This window comes from Dermacoccus sp. NHGro5 (assembly GCF_017565385.1).
Classification (GTDB): Bacteria; Actinomycetota; Actinomycetes; order Actinomycetales; family Dermatophilaceae; genus Dermacoccus; species Dermacoccus nishinomiyaensis.
In genome coordinates, this window is the sequence record NZ_JAGEKQ010000004.1 from 140480 (window position 1) to 160148 (window position 19669).

The window sequence follows — 19669 nt, forward strand, 5'->3', positions numbered from 1 at the left end:
AAGGGATAGTGAGTGAACCCACTGGCCGGCCCTTCCTCCGCGCCAGGGCTGCATCACGAATCACAAGAGCACCCGCCGCGTGCAACCCTGCGATCAGGCGGCGCTGGTTTGCACCCGCTTGGTCTACCGCCTGACGGCAGACGAGGTACAGGCGACTGGTGGTTGACTCATCCCATGGCCTCAGCGACGCTGCCCACGCACATTGCCGTCGTGGCACTCGTTCGGGACGCGAGGGTGCTACTCGCTCACCGCCACCCGAACCGGATGAATTATCCGGACCTGTGGGACCTGCCCGGGGGACACGTCGAACCCGGCGAGTCCGCCGAGTGCGCTGCCCGTCGCGAGTGCGTCGAAGAGCTCGGAGTGACGGTGATCGATGCAGAGCGATTTCCGATGGCCTGCAGCGATCCAGCCCTGTTGAAGCATGCGTTCTTCGCGACGCGCTGGGTAGGGAACCCCCGCAACATCGCGCCCGACGAGCACGACGACATCGGCTGGTTCGCCGAGAGCGAACTGCCCCGGTTGGCCATGGCCGATCCTGCGGGGTGTCAGGACCTCGTCAGGCTCATGCGGGCGATCAAATGACATCAGCCCCGGCGTGGCGTGACCGTATTTCGCTTGCCGGTCGGCTGCCTCGCCCATAGCGTGTCGAGCATGCCCCAACCTGCTGGCTTCGCCTTTCTCGAACGTGATGGCGTCGTTGTCATCACTCATCACGGACGCACAGCGACGACTCTTAGGGGCGCGCGTGCTGCGGACTTCTTGGAAGACGTCGAGGACGGTGACGCTCAGGAGATCATGGCGCGCCTCACCGGCAACTATCGCCGCGGCAATGAGCGTCAGGCCCGCAACCATCCTCGCAACAAGGGGCGATGACCACGCGGCGCCGAGATCCCACCCGGCGCCGCGGACGCCATCAGGGCGCTACTTCTGCGCCTCCGTCATCTGGCGCAGTTCTTTCTTGAGGTCACGTAATTCGTCGCGCAGACGCGCTGCGAGTTCGAACTGCAGCTCGGAGGCCGCCTCACTCATCTGGGCCTGCAACTCCTGGATGAGGCCCGCGAGGTCGGCGGCGCTGCTCGCCTCGCGCTTCGCGCCCGCGGCGACGTTCGCGTCGGCACTCGCCGCACCGCTGCCGCCGCGACCCTTACCACGCGACATCGAACGGCCGGAACCGAGCAGTGCGTCCGTGTCGGCGGACTCGCGCTGCAGCATGTCGGTGATGTCCGCGATCTTCTTGCGCAACGGCTGTGGGTCGATGCCCTTCTCCGTGTTGTACGCGATCTGCAGCTCACGGCGGCGCGACGTCTCGTCGATCGCCTCCTGCATCGACGGCGTCACCTTGTCGGCGTACATGTGCACCTGACCGGAGACGTTTCGCGCAGCGCGACCGATGGTCTGGATCAGGCTTCGTGCGGACCGCAGGAAGCCCTCCTTGTCGGCGTCGAGGATCGCGACGAGCGACACCTCCGGTAGGTCGAGACCCTCACGGAGCAGGTTGATGCCGACGAGGACGTCGAACTCACCCATGCGCAACTCGCGCAGCAACTCGACGCGGCGCAACGTGTCGACCTCCGAGTGCAGATAGCGCACCCGCACACCCTTGTCGAGCAGATAGTCGGTGAGATCCTCGGCCATCTTCTTCGTCAAGGTCGTGACGAGGACACGCTCGTTCTTGTCCGTCCGTGTGCGGATCTCGCCGAGCAGATCGTCGATCTGCCCCTTCGTCGGCTTGAGCACGATCTCGGGATCGACGAGACCCGTCGGGCGGATGACCTGCTCGACGTAGCCGTCGCTCTTGCTCATCTCGTAGTCGCCCGGCGTCGCCGAGAGGTACACCGTCTGCCCGATGCGCTCGAGGAACTCCTCCCACTTCAACGGCCGGTTGTCCATCGCGCTCGGCAGACGGAAACCATGGTCGACGAGGGTGCGCTTGCGCGACATGTCACCCTCGTACATCGCGCCGATCTGCGGGACCGTCTGGTGCGACTCGTCGATGACGAGGAGGAAATCCTCCGGGAAGTAGTCGAGCAGCGTGTTCGGCGCGGTACCGGGGCCACGACCGTCCATGTGACGGCTGTAGTTCTCGATGCCGGCGCACGACCCGACCTGCCGCATCATCTCGATGTCGTACGTCGTCCGCATCCGCAAGCGCTGCGCCTCGAGCATCTTGCCCTCGGCCTCGAACCGCTTGAGCTGATCGCCCAGCTCGACCTCGATGCCGGCGATGGCGCGCTCCATGCGCTCGGGCCCGGCGACGTAGTGCGTCGCCGGGAAGACGTACATCTCCGACTCCTCGTTGACGATCTCCCCCGTCAACGGGTGCAACGTGTAAAGCCGGTCGATCTCGTCGCCGAAGAACTCGATACGGATCGCGAGCTCCTCGTACACGGGGATGATCTCGACCGTGTCGCCGCGCACGCGGAACGTGCCGCGCGTGAACGCGAGGTCGTTGCGCGTGTACTGCATCTCGACGAACCGGCGCAGCAACTCGTCGCGGTTGATCTCCTGGCCGACCTTGAGACGGGCCATCCGGTCGACATACTCCTGCGGCGTGCCGAGACCGTAGATGCACGACACGGACGCGACGACGACGACGTCACGCCGCGTCAGCAGCGAGTTGGTCGCCGAGTGACGCAGCCGCTCGACCTCCTCGTTGATCGAGGAATCCTTCTCGATGTACGTGTCCGTCTGCGGCACGTACGCCTCGGGCTGGTAGTAGTCGTAGTAGCTGACGAAGTACTCGACGGCGTTGTGCGGCAACAACTCTCGGAACTCGTTGGCGAGCTGCGCCGCGAGCGTCTTGTTGGGCGCCAGCACGAGCGTCGGGCGCTGCACCTGCTCGATCAGCCACGCCGTCGTTGCCGACTTTCCGGTACCCGTCGCACCGAGCAGGACGATGTCCTGCTCCCCCGCCTTGACGCGCTTCGACAACTCGGCGATGGCCTTCGGCTGATCGCCGGCGGGCTCGAACTCGGATTCGACCTTGATGGGTGCGACAGAACGCTGCAGATCGGTGACTGGACGCATGCCGCAACCCTAGACCCGCCCACTGACAACCCCGGAATCCCGCGGTCCTCAGCCCTGCAAGTGCGTGCGCCACACGTCGTCGACGCGGCGACGCAACGTGTCCTCGTCCCCCGCGTTGTCGATCCACACATCGGCGACCGCGCGGCGCTGCTCGTCGCTGGCCTGACTGCGCATGCGTGCCTCGGCGACCTCACGCGGCATCCCGCGGTGCTCCTCGAGCCGCTGCAGACGCGTCTCGACGGGCGCATCGACGACGATGACGACGTCGTAGTCGCCCTCGCGCCCCAGCTCGACGAGCAACGGAATGTCGTGCACGAGCACCTGCCCCGGTTTCGCCGCGGCGAACAACTCGAGCGTGCGCGCCGCGATGAGCGGGTGCGTGATGGCTTCGAGGTCGCGCCGCGCGCCCTCGTCCGCGAAGACGATGGCCCCCAGCGCCCGGCGATCCAGCTCGCCCCGCGCCGTCAGGACGCCGTCACCGAAGCGGTCGGCGATCTGCGCGAGCCCCGCACTGCCGGGCGCGACGACCTCGCGCGCGACGGCGTCGGCGTCGACGACCAGCGCCCCTTGCTCGACGAGCAATCGGGCCACCGCAGACTTGCCCGAACCGATCCCACCCGTCAACCCGACCTTCATCGTCGCCTCCTCAGACGCGCGTCGCGGCACTGTTCAGCGCCGGTGCGACCTCATCCTCCCAGAACGCACCGACAGCGGCGTCGAGCTCGTCGATGCTGCCCTCGTTCGAGAGGACGACGTCGGCCGCGTCGCTGCGCTCGCGCCCCTGCGTGTCGGCGTCGATCTCCGCCCAGGCCTGCTCAAGATCCAGTCCACGCTCGGCCATGAGCCGTTCGACGCGCACCTCCGCCGGCGCCTCCACGACGACGACGTGGTCGAAGTCGCGCGGCGTCGCGGCGTCCGTCAGCAGCGCGAGGTCGAGCACGAGCACCGAGTCATCGCCCACGGCCTTGGCCCGGGCGTCGGCCTCCGCACGCACGAACGGGCCGATGACGGCATACATCCGCTCGCGCGCCGCGGGGCTGCGCGTTGTGAGGTCGTCGAGCGTGTGCCAGTCGATCGTGCCGTCGGGGTGGGCGATCGTCTCGGAGAACACCTCCCGCAACCGGTCGAGGGCTTCCTCGCCCGGCACGAGCAGTTCGCGCATCACCTCGTCGAACTCGACGACGACCGCGCCGCGGCGCTCGAACGCGTCGCCGACGACCGACTTGCCCGCGGCGACCGGCCCTGTCAGCCCGATGGAGACGGCGGCGCGCTCCGCGGCCTGCTGCTGCGTCTGCGCCGTCGTCGGGACGTGCGTCTCGAACTCCGGCTCGGTGCCCTCCTCGAACTCGGGCAGGACGACGTAGGCGTCCTCGTCGAGCACGCCCTCGGCGGCGCGCCGCTCGTACTCCTCGGCGGGCAGCACCTGCTTCCACTGGCGGGTCCGCATCGGGCGTGCCGCTCCGGCGTCCTCACGCAGCGCCTGGAACAACAGCCAGGCCTGCAGGACCGTCAGGACCGTGATGGGGAACCCGATGACGATGATGACCTCCTGCAGCGCCGACAGCCCGTCCTCGCCCGCCGTGAGGATGATCGCAGCACAGACGGCGCCCACCGACAGCGACCAGAACACGCGCTGACGGCGCACCGACGCGTCCTCGTGGCCGTTGACCATGGCGTCCATGACGAGCGCGCCCGAGTCGATCGAGGTGATGAAGAAGATGACGATGACGGCGAGCGCCAGCGTCGCGACGGGCAGGTAGCCGGGCAGGTCGCGCAAGAACTGGAACAGCGCCGCCTGCGGGTTGTTCTCGTCGACGATCGTGTGCGCGAGCGAACCGCCCTGTCCCGCAGCCTTCGCGCTCGCTCGATCGCTCGTGATCGACGTGAGGCCGTACACGCCGATCCACACGACGACGAAGGCGCTGGGCAGCCCGATCGATGCCGTCACGAACGCGCGGATGGTGCGTCCGCGCGAGATCTTGGCGACGAACATCCCGACGAACGGCGCCCACGTCACCGTCCACGCCCAGTAGTAGACCGTCCACTGACCTGACCACGCGCCGTGGTGCATCGTGTCGTTGAACGTCGACAGCATCGGCAGCTGCGACAGGTAGCGACCGGCCGACTCGACGATGCCGCGCGCCACGTCGGAGGCGGACATCGCCGTCATCGCCACGAAGAGGAGCAGCGCGATCGCCATGAGGATGTTGGCGTAGGACAGGTTCTTGACGCCCTTGTCCATGCCGGCGAGCACGGACGTCAGCGCAGCCGCCGTGATGACGGCGAGGATCGCGGCCTGCACCCACCCGGCGATCGGCACGCCGAAGACATCGTTCATGCCCGAGTTGATCTGCAGCGCACCGAGACCCGTCGAGACGGCGAGACCGAAGACGGTGGAGACGACGGCGATGATGTCGATGGCCTGGCCGATGGGGCCGTGGATGCGGTCGCCGAGCAGCGGATGGAACGCAGACGACACGCGCGGCGGCAGGTTGCGCTTGTACGTGAAATACCCGAAGCACAGGCCGGGCACGACGAGGATGGCCCACATGTGGATGCCGAAGTGGAAGTTCGCGATCGACAGCGCGTCCCACGCCGCTTCGTCCGAGTAGGGCGCCGCGCCGAGCGGCGGGCGCGCGTAGTGGTTCATCGGCTCGGCGATGCCCCAGAACATCAACGTCGCGCCGACGCCGGCCGCGAACATCATCGCGAACCACGACAGCCCAGAGTAGGCGGGCTCGGCGTCGTCAGGGCCGAGCTTGACGCGCCCGTAACGGCTTGCGGCGAGCCCCAGCGAGAAGACGACGAGAAGGGTCGCGGCCGCCGTGTAGAACCAGCCGAGATCGAAACGTAACCAGTGTGCCGCCGCACCGAAGACGGAACGCACCGGGTCGGGGAAGAGTGCCATGGACGCGGTGAACACGACGATCAGCGCAGCGGAGCCGAAGAAGATCCGCGGTGACGTACGTAGGCCGAGACGGTCGTGCAGACGGGTGGTTAAGGCGCTCATCAACGCTTCGGGGTCGGTGGGGCCCAAGCCCGCGGACGATCGCCACGAGCCGGGTCGTGCCCTCGTGGCACGAGGGCCAACCCTACGTGGTGCCCGCGGCTCGCGCCGAGCACCCCCAGGCCGCCGTCAGCCGCCGAAGATGCTCATGCGCTCCAGGCGGTCGAAGGCCTCGTCGATCTGCTCCTCGCCGACGGTGACAGCGAGACGCAGGAACCCTTCGCCCGACGCGCCGAACGCGGTGCCGGGGATCGTCAGGATGTGGGCTTCCTCGACGATGCGCGCGGCGCACTCGAGCGACGTCAGACCGGTCTCGCGGATGTCGACCCACAGGTAGATGGTGCCTTGCGGCTCGAAAGCGTCCATGTGCGGCAGCCGCTGCACGCGCTCGTAAGCGCGCTGCAGGCGGCCGCGGTAGAGCTCCTTGACGGGCGGACGCAGCTCGGCGCGTCGTTCGAGAGCGTTGAGGGCCGCGCGCTGCGAGATCGAGGGCGCGGTGAAGACGTTGTTCTCGTTGACGTCACGCGCCGTCGAGACGAAGTCGGCCGGGGCGAGGATCCACCCGATGCGCCAGCCCGTCATGAGGTAGTCCTTGCTGAACGACCCGATCGTCACGGTACGCTGCGCCATGCCGGGCAGCGACGCGAACGGCACGAACGGCTCGCGGTAGGTGAACAGCGTGTAGATGTCGTCCGCGACGACGACGAGGTCGTGCTCCGTCGCGACCCGCGCGACGCCTTCGAGCGTTTCGCGGCTCCACTGCACACCCGTCGGGTTGCACGGCGTGTTGACGATGACGGCGCGCGTGCGCGGCGTGATGGCGGCCTCGAGGTCGGCGATCGTCACCTGGAAGCCGTTCTCCTTCGTCGTCGGCACGAAGACGGGCACGCCGCGCGCGAGACGCACCTGGTGCGGGTACGGCGTGAAGTACGGCTCGATGACGAGCACCTCGTCACCGTCGTCGAGCAGTGTCTCCATGACGAGCCACATCGCGTGGCAGCCCGACGTCGTCACCATGACGTCGTCGATGCTGCGTTCGAGACCGTAGTCGTCGCGGTACATGTCGACGATGCCCTGGCGCAGCTCCGGGTAACCCAGGCTCGAGGTGTAGTGCGTGTGGCCGGCCTTCGCGTCGGCCGCGGCAGCCTCGATGATGCCGGCGTCGGTCGTCAGGTCGGGGTCGCCGAGGCTGAAGTTGATGACGTCGTCGAACTCGCGCGCACGGTCGGCGATGACGGACATCTGCGTCGCGGAACCCGCCTGGTAACGGGAGGAGATGAAACGAGGCACGGTGCGCCTTTCGAGCTGGTGGCCCCGCGGATCTCGCGGGGCCCGACGCAGCCATCATGCCGCAGAGCGAGACCTCGTGAAACGTTTAGGGTGGGGGCGTGAATGGCCTCCTCGTGACCGGTACCTCCTCCGATGCGGGCAAGTCGCTCGTCGTCACCGGGCTCGCGCGGGCGTGGGCGCGACGCGGGGTGCGTGTGGCCCCGTTCAAGTCGCAGAACATGTCGAACAACTCGATGGTGTGCCGTGACGGCAGCGAGATCGGGCGCGCGCAGTACCTGCAGTGCGAGGCTGCGGGCGTCGAGGCCGCGAGCGTGCACAACCCAGTCCTGCTCAAGCCGGGCAGCGACCGGGATGCGTTCGTCGTCCTGCGTGGCCGACCGGCAGGGCGGTTGCGCGCCGGTGAGTACGCGACGGGCCGGCGTCACCTCGCGGACGCGGCGTTCACGGCCTTCGAGGAGCTGGCGGGCGACGTCGACGTCATCATCGCCGAGGGTGCCGGCTCCCCCGCCGAGATCAACCTGCGCGGCGGCGACTACGTCAACATGGGGCTCGCGCGCCGCTTCGACCTGCCCGTCGCCCTCGTCGGCGACATCGACCGCGGCGGTGTGCTCGCCGCGCTGTACGGGACGTGGGCGTTGCTCGACGACGACGATCGTCGCCATCTCGCGGCGTACGTCATCAACAAGTTTCGCGGCGACGCGTCCGTCCTCGAGCCCGGCCTCGACGAGATCACGCGACGTACCGGCCTGCCCTGCCGCGGCGTGCTGCCATGGCTCGAGGATGTGTGGCTCGACTCTGAGGATGCCTTGTCGATCGGTCGGTGGCGACCGAGTCTTGCGGGCGGCGATGCAGACGAGGCGCGTCTGAGCGTCGCCGTCGTCCGGTTTCCGCGCACGAGCAACGCGACCGACGTCGATGCTCTCGCCGCCGAACCGGGCGTCGACGTGCGGGTGACGACGGACGCCGACCTGTGCCGTGAGGCCGACCTGCTCGTCCTGCCGGGCAGTCGCGCGACCGTCAGTGATCTGGCTTGGCTGCGCGCCCGCGGGCTCGCCGACGTCGTCGCCGACCGCGTTCGGCGTGGGGCGCCGGTGCTGGGCATCTGCGGCGGCTACGAGATGCTCGTCGACCGGCTGGAGGATTCCGTGGAATCCGGTGTCGGGGCGGTCGACGGGCTCGGGCACCTGCGCGGATCGGTGAGGTTCGAGGCGGAGAAGACGTTGGCTCGGCCCGCTGGAACGTGGCGGGGCGAGGACGTCGACGGCTACGAGATCCACCACGGTGTCGTCACCGCCGAACCGAACTTTCCCGGCGGTACGTGCGCGGGGGCCGTGTGGGGCACGATCTGGCACGGCACCCTCGAGAACGACGGATTCCGGCGGGCGTGGCTGAGTGACGTCGCCCGCGCGTCGGGCTCTGCGTGGGTGCCTCGCGGCGGCGCGATGGGGTTCCGTGCCCGACGTTCAGCCATGATCGACGCCCTCGCCGACGCCTGCGACGAACACCTCGACGTCGACGCGCTGCTAGACCTGGCGATGAGGAAGGGCTGAATCATGACGGACACCACGACCCCTCGCGAGGTTCGCGTCATCGGTATCGGCGCGGGCTCCCCGCGTCATCTGACGCTCGAGGCGATCGACGCGATGCGTGAGGTCGACGTCTTCCTCGTCGCCGACAAGGGCGATGAGAAGCGCGAGCTCGTCGAGGTGCGCGAGGCACTGTGCCGCACGCATCTGGCCGAGGGCAGCTACCGGTTCGTCGCGCTCCCCGATCCGCGGCGCGGCCCCGACGCCGAGCGTGACGCGCGCCAGTACACCGACGGTGTTCTCGATTGGCACGACGCGCGCGCTCACGCGTGGGGCGAGGTGATCGACGCGCTAGAGCCGGGAATCGTCGTCGGATTTCTCGTCTGGGGTGACCCCGCGTTCTACGACTCGACGATCCGCGTCGTCGATCGTCTGGCGCGCCATCGGCCGGTGAACTCGGTTGTCATTCCGGGCATCTCGGCGTTCCAGACCCTCGCCGCGGCGCACGGCATCGTGCTGCACCAGATCGGCCAACCGGTGCACGTCACGACCGGTCGACGGCTCGTGACTGAATGGTCCCCCGGCCTCGGAACGGTCGTCGTCATGCTCGACGGGCACCTCGCCTGCCGCCACCTCGTCGAGACGCACCCTGCCCTCGTCATCCACTGGGGCGCGTATGTCGGTATGCCCCAGCAGACGCTGCGCGCGGGCCGCCTCGTCGACGTCATCGACGAGATCGTCGACGTTCGTGCCCGCCTGAAGCAGGAGCACGGCTGGGTCATGGACGTCTACGCGATGAGCCTGCCGGCATCCTGACGAGTGGCCCCGCCGTCGGCCACCGCACTCCTGGGTCTCGTTCCTGAGAGGCGGGGTGTCGTGAGAGCCGCGATCGCGCCACACAGGGTTTCAGCTCTCAACCGTCGAGGATGCAGAACTCGTTGCCCTCTGGGTCGGCGAGGACGGCCCAGCCGAGGTCGCTGCGGCGATCGTCGACCATCGTCGCGCCGAGGGCGAGGGCACGCTCGATCTCGGCATCACGCGTCGAGGCCTGAGCCCGCAGATCCATGTGGGCGCGATTCTTCACCTGCTTCGCATCGGGCACCCGGTAGAACAGCACGATGGTGCCGTTCGGGGCCTCGAGTGAGCACTCGTTCGAGCCGGGACGGTATGACTCCGGCTCGTCGATCTCCCATCCCATGAGTGCGCGCCAGAACTGCGCGACGGCGAACGGATCGCGCGCGTCCCAGGTCGTGTGGGACAGATACAGCCCCATCAGCTGTCTCCTGCCGCATCACCGTCGCCGAGTACGCCGCCGGCATCGGTCGTGCGCGCGGAGGCGCGGCGCGCGTCCAGCGCCTGCAGGATCATCCCCGCAGCGAGACACGCACCGACGCCCTCGCCGGCGCGAAGGCGCAGGTCGAGCAGTGGTTCGAGGCCGAGTTCGTCGAGCACGAGACCGTGCGCGCTCTCCCGGCTGCGCTGACCCGCCACGAGATACGCCTGGACCGACGGCTCCATCCGTGCGGCCGCCAAAGCCGCGACGGACGTCGCCAGTCCGTCGAGGACGATCGGCGCGTGCGCCTCAGCGGCGCCGAGCACGACACCCGCGAGCACCGCGACCTCCGGCCCACCGACCTGCGTGAGTGCCAGGCGGGCACGCTCGCCCCGATTCGTGGCGACGTCACGTGAGCCTTGGCTGCGCGCCAGTGCGGCCTCGACCACGCGCTTCTTGCGCGCCATCATCGCGGCATCCGCGCCCGATCCGAGGCCGAGCACAGCGTCGGACGGAGCCTCGAGCAGCGCCGCCGCGAGAGCAGCGGCGATCGTCGTGTTGCCGACGCCGACCTCGCCGAGCACGACGAGACCGCTCGCCCCGGCCCTCGCCCCGAGCCGCCGCCCGGCCGCAAGACACGCCTCGACGTCATGCGGGGTGAGCGCGTCGGCGTCAACCAGGTCACCGCGTGGCCCCACGACGTCCACGCGCTCGGTGGGGACGCCCGCGGGAAGCTCATCGGCACCCGATGCAGGCGCCGGCTGCCGCCCGTCCACGCCGGCATCGACGACAAGACAGGCAAGGCCGGCCGAACGCGCATGTGCCGCTCCAAGGGAAGTGCCCGCCCTGGCCGCGCGCATGACGTCGGCCGTCACGGACGAGGCGTAGGCGCTCACGCCGTGGCGGGTGACCGGGTGGTCGGCACCGGCCAGGACCAGTATGCCGCTGGCGACGTCCGGCCCGGCGATGGCGGCGACCCGGTTGACGACGCGGTCGAGCACCCCGAGCGCCTCCGGCGGAGCGAGCAGGCGGTCGGCGTCGTCGCTGGCGACGACGAGACGGGCGCCTTCGGGTCCTGCGAGGTAGGACGGTGGCGGCCCGGTCGGACGCAAGCCTGACGCGGGGGCCCCTGAACCGAACGCCGCCGGGCCGCCGTCGACACCCACGGTCTCCGGTCCGCGTGCCGTGGCATCGATCTCACCCGTCTCGGGCCAGCGTTCTGCCAGCACGACGTCGTCGAGAGCCAGCTTGGCCGACCATGCGGCGCGCTGCAGACCTGGTTCGGGCGGACGCTCGTCGGGCCAGCCGAGGCACATCCAGCCGAGGGTCTCGACGCCGTCGGGCAGGCCGAGCAGATCAGCCAGATCGGCGGGTTCGAACAGCGTCACCCACCCCATGCCGAGTCCGTGGGCGCGCGCCGTCAGCCACATGTTCTCGATGGCGCACGCGCATGACCAGACGTCCGTGTCGGTGAACGTCGCCCGCCCGAGCACGCCCGCTGCGGGCACGCGCCGGTCACAGGCAACGACGACGCCGACGGGCGCCTCGCGCAGCCCTTCGAGCTTGAGGTCGAGCAACCGCGCCGCCCGCTCGGGCAGCATCTGACGCGCCTGCCGCAAGCGTGCCGTGTCCGCGAGGTGCGCAGCGCGATCCCGGGTTGCCGGATCGCTCACGACGATGAACCGCCACGGCTGTGAATGGCCGACCGACGGCCCGGCATGACCCGCAGCGAGCACCTCGCGCACGAGCTCGTCCGGCACCGCGTCGGGGCGGTAACGCCGAATGTCACGACGCGCCCCGATGACGTCGGCGAGGGCTTCCTGCACCTGCGCGCCCATGGACCAGCCAGCCGGATCATCGCGGCGTTCGCGCGCCGACGAGGCGTCACCGATGACAGGCGTCGGACGACGGAAGCCACCTCCGTCGCTCGAGTCGGCGATCCGAGAAGACTCCGCGAGCGAGGCGTCCCCGGCGTGACGCAGAATCCCCTCCACATCCGGGGACGGCGCACCCCGCGCAGGCCCTGCCGGCACTCCACGCAGCGACTCGTCGGGGCTCACTCCTCCAGCTCACCTTCGACGTCGAGGTAGACCTGCTGCATCGCGGCGACGGTCTCGGGGTTCGGTTCCGCCCACAGTCCACGCTCGGCCGCCTCGCCGAGCTTCTCGATGATGCCGCGCAGCGCCCACGGGTTCGCATGGCGCATGAACGCCTGGTTCGTCTCGTCGAGCACGTACTCGGACGCGATCGACTCGTACATCCAGTCGGGCACGACCTGGCTCGTCGCGTCGAAACCGAACAGGTAGTCGACGGTCGCGGCGAGCTCGAACGCGCCCTTGTAGCCGTGGCGCTGCATCGCCGAGATCCAGCGCGGGTTGACGACGCGGGCGCGGAAAATGCGGGCGGTCTCCTCCGTCAGCGTGCGGGTGCGCACGGCGTCAGGGCTCGTCGAATCTCCCACGTACGCCTTGGGTTCGGCACCCGTCAGTGCCTTCACCGTCGCGACCATGCCGCCGTGGTACTGGAAGTAGTCGTCGGAGTCGAGGATGTCGGATTCGCGGTTGTCGACGTTCTTCGCCGCCACCTGGATGCGTCGATAGTTGCGCTCCATGTCGTCGCGTGCGGGCGCGCCGTCGAGGTCGCGGCCGTACGCGAACCCACCCCACGCCGTGTAGACCTCCGCGAGGTCGTCGTTGCTGCGCCAGTTGCCCGACTCCATGACCTGCAGCAGGCCCGCGCCGTACGCACCCGGTTTCGAACCGAAGATGCGGGTGCGGGCGCGCCGCTCGTCGCCGTGCGTCTCGACGTCGGCGAGGGCGTGCGCGCGCGGGAAGTTCTGATCGAGCGGCTCGTCGAGGTCGACGACGAGCTTGACGGCGTCGTCGATCATCGCGACGACGTGCGGGAAGGCGTCACGGAAGAACCCCGAGACGCGGACGGTGACGTCGATGCGCGGACGCCCGAGCTCCTCGAGGCTGATCGGTTCAAGCCCGACGACGCGGCGTGACTGCTCGTCCCAGATGGGCATGATGCCCAGCAGTGCAAGGATCTCGCCGATGTCGTCGCCGCTCGTGCGCATCGCGGAGGTGCCCCACGCCGACAGCCCGACCGATTCGGGCAGCGCGCCCTCGTCCTCGCGGTAGCGGGCGATGAGCGAATCCGCCATCGCGCGGCCCGTCTCGTACGCGAGGCGGCTCGGGATCGCCTTCGGGTCGACCGAGTAGAAGTTGCGGCCCGTCGGTAGGACGTTGACGAGCCCGCGCAGCGGCGAACCGCTCGGGCCGGCGGCGACGTACCCACCGTCGAGCGCGTGCAGCACGGAGGTGATCTCCTGCGGTGTCTGCTGCAGACGCGGCACGATCTGGGTGCAGGCGAACCGCAGGGACGCCTCGACGTCGGCGCGGTCGACGCCGGCGACCTCGTCGTCCGCCAACCCCGCGAGGTGCGCCTCGACGACATCGGAGACCGACGCGGCATCCCACCCGGCAGCAGCCAATGCGGTGACGAGGGCGTGCGCGTGCCGCTCGGCGTTGTCGGTGGCGTCGCGGTCGTCACTCGTCGGGTCGAGGCCGAGCGCGGTGCGCAAGCCCGGCAGCCCGTCCTTCGCACCGCCGAAGAGCTGGTTGGAGCGCAGCATCGCGACGACGAGGTTCGTCAGGCCCTCGCCCTCGGGCGCGGCGCCGAGCACGTGCAGACCGTCACGGATCTGCACGTCCTTGATCTCGCACAGCCACCCGTCGACGTGCATGACGAACTCGTCGAACGAATCCTCGTCCGGCATGTCCTCGAGGCCGAGGTCGTGGTGCAGCTCGGCCGCGCGGATGAGCGTCCAGATCTCGCCCTGCAGCGCCGGCGCCTTCGCCGGGTCCATGACGCTGACGTTGCCGTACTCGTCGAGCAGCTGCTCGAGGCGGGCGATGTCGCCGTAGCTCTCGGCGCGCGCCATCGGCGGCACGAGGTGGTCGACGATCGTCGCGTGCGCGCGTCGTTTGGCCTCGGTGCCCTCGCCGGGGTCATTGACGAGGAAGGGGTAGATGAGCGGCAGCGAGCCGAGCGCGGCATCGGTGCCGCACGAGGCGGACATGCCGAGGCTCTTGCCCGGCATCCACTCGAGGTTGCCGTGCTTGCCCATGTGGACGACGGCGTGGGCGCCGAACTCCTCCTCGATCCACCGGTAGGTCGCGACGTAGTGGTGCGTCGGCGGCAGGTCGGGGTCGTGGTAGATCGCGATGGGGTTCTCACCGAAGCCGCGCGGCGGCTGCACGAGGATGACGAGGTTGCCCGCCTGCAGTGCCGCGGTGACGATCTCGCCGGCCTCGTCATGGGAGCGGTCGACGAACAGCTCACCGGGCGCCTCACCCCAGTGCTCGCTCATCCCCTCGCGCAGATCCTCGGGCAGGCGGGCGAACCACTCGCGGTAGAGCGCTGCGGGGATACGTACGTGCGCGTCGGTGAGCTGCGCGTCCGTCAACCACTCCGGGTCCTGCCCGCCCGCGGCGATCAGGGCGTGGATGAGCGCGTTGCCCGCGGTCGTGTCGAGCTCCTCGCCCTCGATCGGTTCGACGTCGTCGAGACCGGGGATCGCGCCGCGTTCGCCGAGGTCGTAACCGGCCTCGCGCATGGCGCGCAGCAGCCGGATCGTCGAGACGGGCGTGTCGAGGCCAACGGCGTTGCCGATGCGCGAGTGCTTCGTCGGGTACGCCGACAGCATGACGGCGATGCGGCGCTCCGACGGGTCGAGATGACGCAGCCGCGCGTGCCCGACGACGATGCCCGCGACGCGGTCGCAGCGCTCCGGGTCGGCGACGTAGGACGGCAGGCCGTCCGAGTCGAACTCCTTGAAGCTGAACGGAACCGAGATGATGCGCCCGTCGAACTCGGGCACCGCGACCTGCGTCGCGACGTCGAGCGGCGTCATCCCGTCATCGGAGGCGGCCCACTGCTCACGGCTCCACGTCAGGCACAGCCCCTGGACGATGGGGACGTCGAGCGCGGCGAGGGCCTGGACGTCCCAGCTCTCGTCGTCCTCCCCCGCGCCCGCGGACGCCGGACGCGACCCGCCGGCCGCGAGCACCGTCGTCACGAGCGCGTCGTAACCGGCGAGGTGGTCGAGCAGTTCGGCGTCGGCCTCGCGCAGGCTGGAGACGTAGATCACCACCCCGATGCCGCCGGCGCGGTCGATCGCGTCGGCGAGGGCATGGGCGTACGCGTCGTTGCCCGCGACGTACTGGGCACGATAGAAGAGCACCGCGACGCGGGGCTTCTTCGTGGCCGTGGCGCCGTCGGTGCTCTCGGCGTCATCGGCGATCTCGGCACGCTCGAGCACACCCCACGAGGGCGTGACGACGGGCGGTTCGAAGCCTTCGCCGGTCATGAGCAGCGTGTCGCTGAGGAACGCGTGCAGCTCCTTGAGGTTCGCCGCACCGCCCTGCGCGAGGTACTCGTGGGCCTGCGCCGCGACACCGGGCGGCGTCGTCGAACGCTCCATGAGGGCCGCGTTGGGCTCCTGCTCACCGCCGAGCACGACGACGGGACGGCCGGAGGCGGCGTACGCCGCGAAACCACTGCACAGATCCTGCGGGCCGCCGAGCAGGCGGACGACGACGATGTCGGCGCCCTCGGAGGCGTCGCCGTGCGTCGGGACGCGCCCCGGGTTGGAGACGGCGTAGTCGGCGCCGCTCGCGCGAGCGCTGAGCAGGTCGGTGTCGGAGGTCGAGATGAGGGCGATGCGCGCCATGAGGGCAGCTCCTTCGCGGGTGTCCACGCCCGCGTCGTCATGAGAGGGCTCCCGTGGCACGGGAGTCGATCGTCAGGGCGTTCCTGACTCGCCGACGCACGCGTCGGACACACAGTGGCGGGACCGTCCCGGATTCGCACCGGGTTCCATCACCTGACGACCGTGCCCGAGCCTAACGGAGACGGCTCGTATGCTGCTCGCTGTGCCCGTACGAGATGTCGACGACCGCTGCCCCGGTGTGCTGCGCCCGTTCGCAGCTGCCGACGGCGCCATTGTCCGCCTGCGCGTGCCCGGTGGCCGCGTGTCGAGCCATGACCTCGTGACGGTGTGCGATCTTGCCGAACGATTCGGCCAGCCGTTCGTCCAGCTGACGTCACGCGGCAACCTGCAGCTTCGCGGCTTGGACGAGCCGCTGCCGGGCGCGTTCGTCGACGCCGTCGCGGCGCTCGGGATGCTGCCGTCAGCAACCCACGAGCGGGTGCGCAACATCGTCGCGGGGCCGGATGCGTCGCTCGATTCCCTGGTGCAGCAACTGGATTCGGCGATCGTCGACACGCCGTCGTTGGCGTCACTGTCGGGGCGATGGATCTTCGCGCTGGCCGCCGGGGACGAGACGCTGCCCGCGGTGCCGGCCGATGTCGCGTTCGCTCTCGGCGCGGACGACGACAGCTCGTGGACGGGTGAGATGCGCGTCGATCAGATGCGTGCCGGCGAAGTGCGCGTCGGTGGCCGGTCGTTCGCATGTGCTGCGCACCAGGCCGCGGCGACGCTGGTCGCTGTCGCGGAGGACTTCGTCGCGACGACGCAGCATGATGACGGGCGGTTCTGGAACGTCACCGACCTGCCCGACGATCATCCGTTCTTCGCCCGACTCGACGAGCGGGTGCGCGCCGCCGAGGTGAGCGCCGCCGATATGCCCCGCGCCGAGGCCCGGCCCGCGACCGGCACCGCGGCGGCCACGTCCAAGAGCCGCCTTGAGGTTCATCTCCCGCTCGGCCTGCTCGACGCGCCGGCCGCTCGCGCCCTGGACGAGGTGACGCAGGACGTCGTCGTCACCCCCGAGCGCAGCATCGTCGTGCGTACGCTGCGCGACGGCGCCGACCTGCCCAGCGCGACCAGGCATCTGCGCGGCGCCGGATTCGTCACCGAACCCGGTTCGGCCCGAGCGCGATTCAGCGCCTGCGTCGGCGCACCGTACTGCCGTCGCACCGACGTCTCGACGCTCGACCTCACGCGGGCCGCGGCGAGGATCTTCGACGACGGCAACTGGTGTGACACGGCGCTCGATGACAGCCGCATCGGCAGCGTCATCGCTGCGAGCACGCCCGAGCATGCCAGCGCTGATGATCGACGTGCCACCGTTTCCGCCGCACCCCGCGTCCACGTCGTCGGGTGCGAGCGTGCGTGCGGCCGCCCCGCCGGCGAGCATCATCTCGTCGTCGCCCCTCACAACCTGACCGACATCCTCGACCCGAACGGCCGCTCATGACCGACATCGCTCCCCCGACCCGCCGCTACGACTACGAGCGTGACGGGCGTGCCATCTATCGCGAGTCGTTCGCGACGATCCGTCGTGAGGTGACGCTCGACCACCTGCCCGAGGGCGTCCACCGTGCTGCGGTGCGGGTCGCGCATGCCGCAGGCGACGTCGGCGTCATCGACGAGATCGCCGGCAGCACGGACGTCGGCGAGGCCGCTCTCGCCGCGTTGCGCGCCGGCGCGCCCGTCATCACCGACTCGCACATGCTCGCCGCGGGCGTGACGCGCAGCCGACTGCCCGCCGACAACGACGTCATCTGTACGCTGCGCGAACCGCAGGTGCCGGCGCTCGCACAGGCCTGGTCGACGACTCGCTCGGCCGCCGCCGCGTCGTTGTGGGCACCGCACCTCGACGGCGCCGTCGTCGCCATCGGCAACGCCCCGACGGCCCTGTTCCACCTGCTCGAGATGCTGCTCGACGGCGCCCCGCGCCCGGCTGCGATCGTCGGGATGCCCGTCGGTTTCGTCGGCTCCGCCGAGTCCAAGGTCGCTCTCGCCGAGCATCGTCTCGACGACGGATCACAGATCCCCTGGCTGACCGTCCATGGGCGCCGGGGAGGCTCAGCCATGGCTGCGGCCGCCGTCAACGCCCTCGCGACCGAGCAGGAGATCCTGTGATGACGGGCAGCCTGTGGTGCGTCGGCGTCGGCCCCGGTGACCCCGAACTCATCACCCGCAAGGCCGCTCGGCTCATCGAGACCGCTGACGTCGTCGCCTACCACCGCGCCGGTCATCGTCCGAGCACCGCACGCGCCATCGCGGCCGATCTCATCCCGGACGGCGTCGTCGAGGAAGAGCTCGTCTACCCCGTGACGACTGGTGAGATCGACCATCCCGGCGGCTACCACGGTGCGATGGCGGCGTTCTACCTCGAGTGCGCCGAGCGCCTCGGCGCCCACCTCGAGGCCGGACGCAGCGTCGTCCTGCTCGCCGAGGGCGACCCGTTGTTCTTCGGTTCGTCGATGTACGTCCACGACCTGCTCGCCGAGCGTTTCGACGCCCATGTCGTGCCCGGGGTGACGTCGGTCTCCGCGGCGTCCGCAGGCCTGTCGACAGGGTTGTGCCGGCACGAGGACGTGCTCACCGTGCTGCCCGGCACCCTCCCCGTCACCGAGATGGCGCGCCGCCTCGCCGACACCGACGCCGCCGTCATCATGAAGCTGGGCCGCACCTTCGCGAACGTGCGCGAAGCACTCGCCCAGGCGGGCCTGCTCGAGCGCGCCTGGTACGTCGAGCGGGCGAGCCGTGACGGTGAACGCCTCCTCCCTGTCACACAGGTCGACCCGTCGCACGTGCCGTACATGTCGCTCGTCGTCGTGCCCGGGCTCGATCGACGCGCCGACGCCGCCGGCCGCGCGTCGGGAAGCGCGAGCAGTTCGAGCCGGACCGCGATGCAGCGAGTCCCCGGCGTGCTGCCCGCCGCAGCGACGTCCGAGAGGTCGGGCGAGCCCGGAACCGTGTTCGTCGTCGGGCTCGGGCCCGGCCCCGACGCCTGGCTGACGCCCGAGGCGGCTGACGTCCTGGGGCGCGTCTCGTACGTCATCGGCTATGCGCCTTACGTGGCCCGGGTCCCCACACGCGATGGCCTCGTCCGGCTCCCGAGCGGCAACACGGTCGAGGTCGATCGCGGCACCCAGGCCCTCGAACTGGCGCATGACGGGCACGATGTCGCCGTCGTCTCCGGGGGCGACGCCGGGGTGTTCGGGATGGCGTCGGCCGTCTTCGAGGCGCGCGAGCGACCCGAGAACGCCGCGCTCGCGGGGATGCCCGTGCATGTCGTTCCCGGCGTGACGGCGGCGCACGCCGCCGCCGCCCTGGCCGGCGCCGTGCTCGGAGGTGACCACGCGCTCATCTCCCTGTCCGACCGCCTCAAGCCGTGGGACGTCATCGACGCGCGTCTGCGCGCCTGTGCCCGCGCCGACGTCGCGATGGCGTTCTACAACCCCCGCTCGGCGAGCCGCCCTCACCAGTTCGCCCAGGCGCTCGCCGTGCTGCGTGAGGAACTACCAGGCGATCGCCCCGTCGTCGTCGCACGTCATGTCGGCCGCGAGCAGGAGGCCCTCGAGGTGACGAGCGTGGCCGCGCTCGACCCCGAGACGATCGACATGGGTTGCCTCGTCATCGTCGGCTCCCAGGGCACCCGCACCACGGCGGACGGGCGCGTGTGGACGGCGCGATACGTCCCGACGAGGTGATCACGTCGGCGGTCGAAAAACCGTCGGGTCTCTATGGACACAGGAGACCCGCGGGCACGTAGCGTCAGGGAT

The 19669-nt window shown here is 69.9% G+C and carries 14 protein-coding genes and 1 riboswitch; of the genes, 7 read left to right on the forward strand and 7 right to left on the reverse strand.

Annotation, left to right across the window (positions count from 1 at the left end; genetic code table 11):
- The first annotated feature begins 174 nt into the window (after positions 1–174).
- Positions 175–585 carry an NUDIX domain-containing protein gene (locus tag J4Z35_RS01690; protein ID WP_074039363.1) on the forward strand — a complete coding sequence of 137 codons (411 nt, stop codon included), beginning with the start codon at positions 175–177 and terminating at the stop codon, positions 583–585.
- Between the two features lie 69 nt (positions 586–654).
- Positions 655–876: a hypothetical protein gene (locus J4Z35_RS01695; RefSeq protein ID WP_038570941.1), complete on the forward strand. Its 222-nt coding sequence runs from the start codon at positions 655–657 to the stop codon at positions 874–876.
- Positions 877–924: 48 nt separating this feature from the next.
- Here J4Z35_RS01695 and uvrB read toward each other — a convergent pair whose 3' ends face one another.
- The 4 genes from uvrB to J4Z35_RS01715 form a co-directional block, all read right to left on the reverse strand.
- Positions 925–3030, reverse strand: a complete 2106-nt coding sequence (gene uvrB, locus J4Z35_RS01700; protein ID WP_074039365.1) for an excinuclease ABC subunit UvrB — start codon at positions 3028–3030, stop codon at positions 925–927.
- Positions 3031–3078: 48 nt separating this feature from the next.
- A complete protein-coding gene (gene coaE, locus J4Z35_RS01705; RefSeq protein WP_074039559.1) occupies positions 3079–3666 on the reverse strand; it encodes a dephospho-CoA kinase in 588 nt (195 codons plus the stop codon).
- A 10-nt stretch (positions 3667–3676) separates the two neighbouring features.
- On the reverse strand, positions 3677–6040 hold the full coding sequence (gene coaE / locus J4Z35_RS01710) for a dephospho-CoA kinase (RefSeq protein ID WP_074039366.1): 2364 nt from the start codon (positions 6038–6040) through the stop codon (positions 3677–3679).
- 126 nt (positions 6041–6166) lie between these two features.
- Positions 6167–7327: an aminotransferase class I/II-fold pyridoxal phosphate-dependent enzyme gene (locus tag J4Z35_RS01715; protein WP_083603767.1), complete on the reverse strand. Its 1161-nt coding sequence runs from the start codon at positions 7325–7327 to the stop codon at positions 6167–6169.
- Positions 7328–7425: 98 nt separating this feature from the next.
- Between J4Z35_RS01715 and J4Z35_RS01720 the strand changes: the two genes are divergently transcribed.
- Together J4Z35_RS01720 and cobF are read left to right on the forward strand one after the other, a co-directional pair.
- Positions 7426–8877 (forward strand): cobyric acid synthase, encoded by a 1452-nt coding sequence (locus tag J4Z35_RS01720; protein ID WP_074039368.1) that lies wholly within the window; start codon positions 7426–7428, stop codon positions 8875–8877.
- 3 nt (positions 8878–8880) lie between these two features.
- Positions 8881–9669, forward strand: a complete 789-nt coding sequence (gene cobF / locus J4Z35_RS01725) for a precorrin-6A synthase (deacetylating) (RefSeq protein ID WP_074039370.1) — start codon at positions 8881–8883, stop codon at positions 9667–9669.
- A 97-nt stretch (positions 9670–9766) separates the two neighbouring features.
- Here cobF and J4Z35_RS01730 read toward each other — a convergent pair whose 3' ends face one another.
- The 3 genes from J4Z35_RS01730 to cobN are packed head-to-tail and all read right to left on the reverse strand — an operon-like array spanning position 9767 to position 15863.
- On the reverse strand, positions 9767–10126 hold the full coding sequence (locus J4Z35_RS01730; RefSeq protein ID WP_074039374.1) for a VOC family protein: 360 nt from the start codon (positions 10124–10126) through the stop codon (positions 9767–9769).
- A complete protein-coding gene (gene bluB, locus J4Z35_RS01735) occupies positions 10126–12186 on the reverse strand; it encodes a 5,6-dimethylbenzimidazole synthase (protein ID WP_200829290.1) in 2061 nt (686 codons plus the stop codon). Before bluB ends, J4Z35_RS01730 begins: the two co-directional genes overlap by 1 nt.
- On the reverse strand, positions 12183–15863 hold the full coding sequence (cobN, locus tag J4Z35_RS01740; RefSeq protein ID WP_074039377.1) for a cobaltochelatase subunit CobN: 3681 nt from the start codon (positions 15861–15863) through the stop codon (positions 12183–12185). The genes bluB and cobN overlap by 4 nt, the downstream gene beginning before the upstream one ends.
- Positions 15864–15921: 58 nt before the next feature.
- Positions 15922–16043, reverse strand: a riboswitch (cobalamin riboswitch).
- A 10-nt stretch (positions 16044–16053) separates the two neighbouring features.
- On the opposite strand from cobN, the gene J4Z35_RS01745 reads away from it, so the two are divergent.
- Genes J4Z35_RS01745 through J4Z35_RS01755 form a run of 3 tightly spaced genes read left to right on the forward strand, consistent with a single transcriptional unit; the run spans position 16054 to position 19597 of the window.
- A complete protein-coding gene (locus J4Z35_RS01745) occupies positions 16054–17352 on the forward strand; it encodes a hypothetical protein (protein WP_074039379.1) in 1299 nt (432 codons plus the stop codon).
- Positions 17349–18020 carry a precorrin-8X methylmutase gene (locus J4Z35_RS01750; protein WP_038568351.1) on the forward strand — a complete coding sequence of 224 codons (672 nt, stop codon included), beginning with the start codon at positions 17349–17351 and terminating at the stop codon, positions 18018–18020. Before J4Z35_RS01745 ends, J4Z35_RS01750 begins: the two co-directional genes overlap by 4 nt.
- On the forward strand, positions 18020–19597 hold the full coding sequence (locus tag J4Z35_RS01755; protein WP_208065318.1) for a precorrin-2 C(20)-methyltransferase: 1578 nt from the start codon (positions 18020–18022) through the stop codon (positions 19595–19597). Before J4Z35_RS01750 ends, J4Z35_RS01755 begins: the two co-directional genes overlap by 1 nt.
- Positions 19598–19669: the final 72 nt, after the last annotated feature.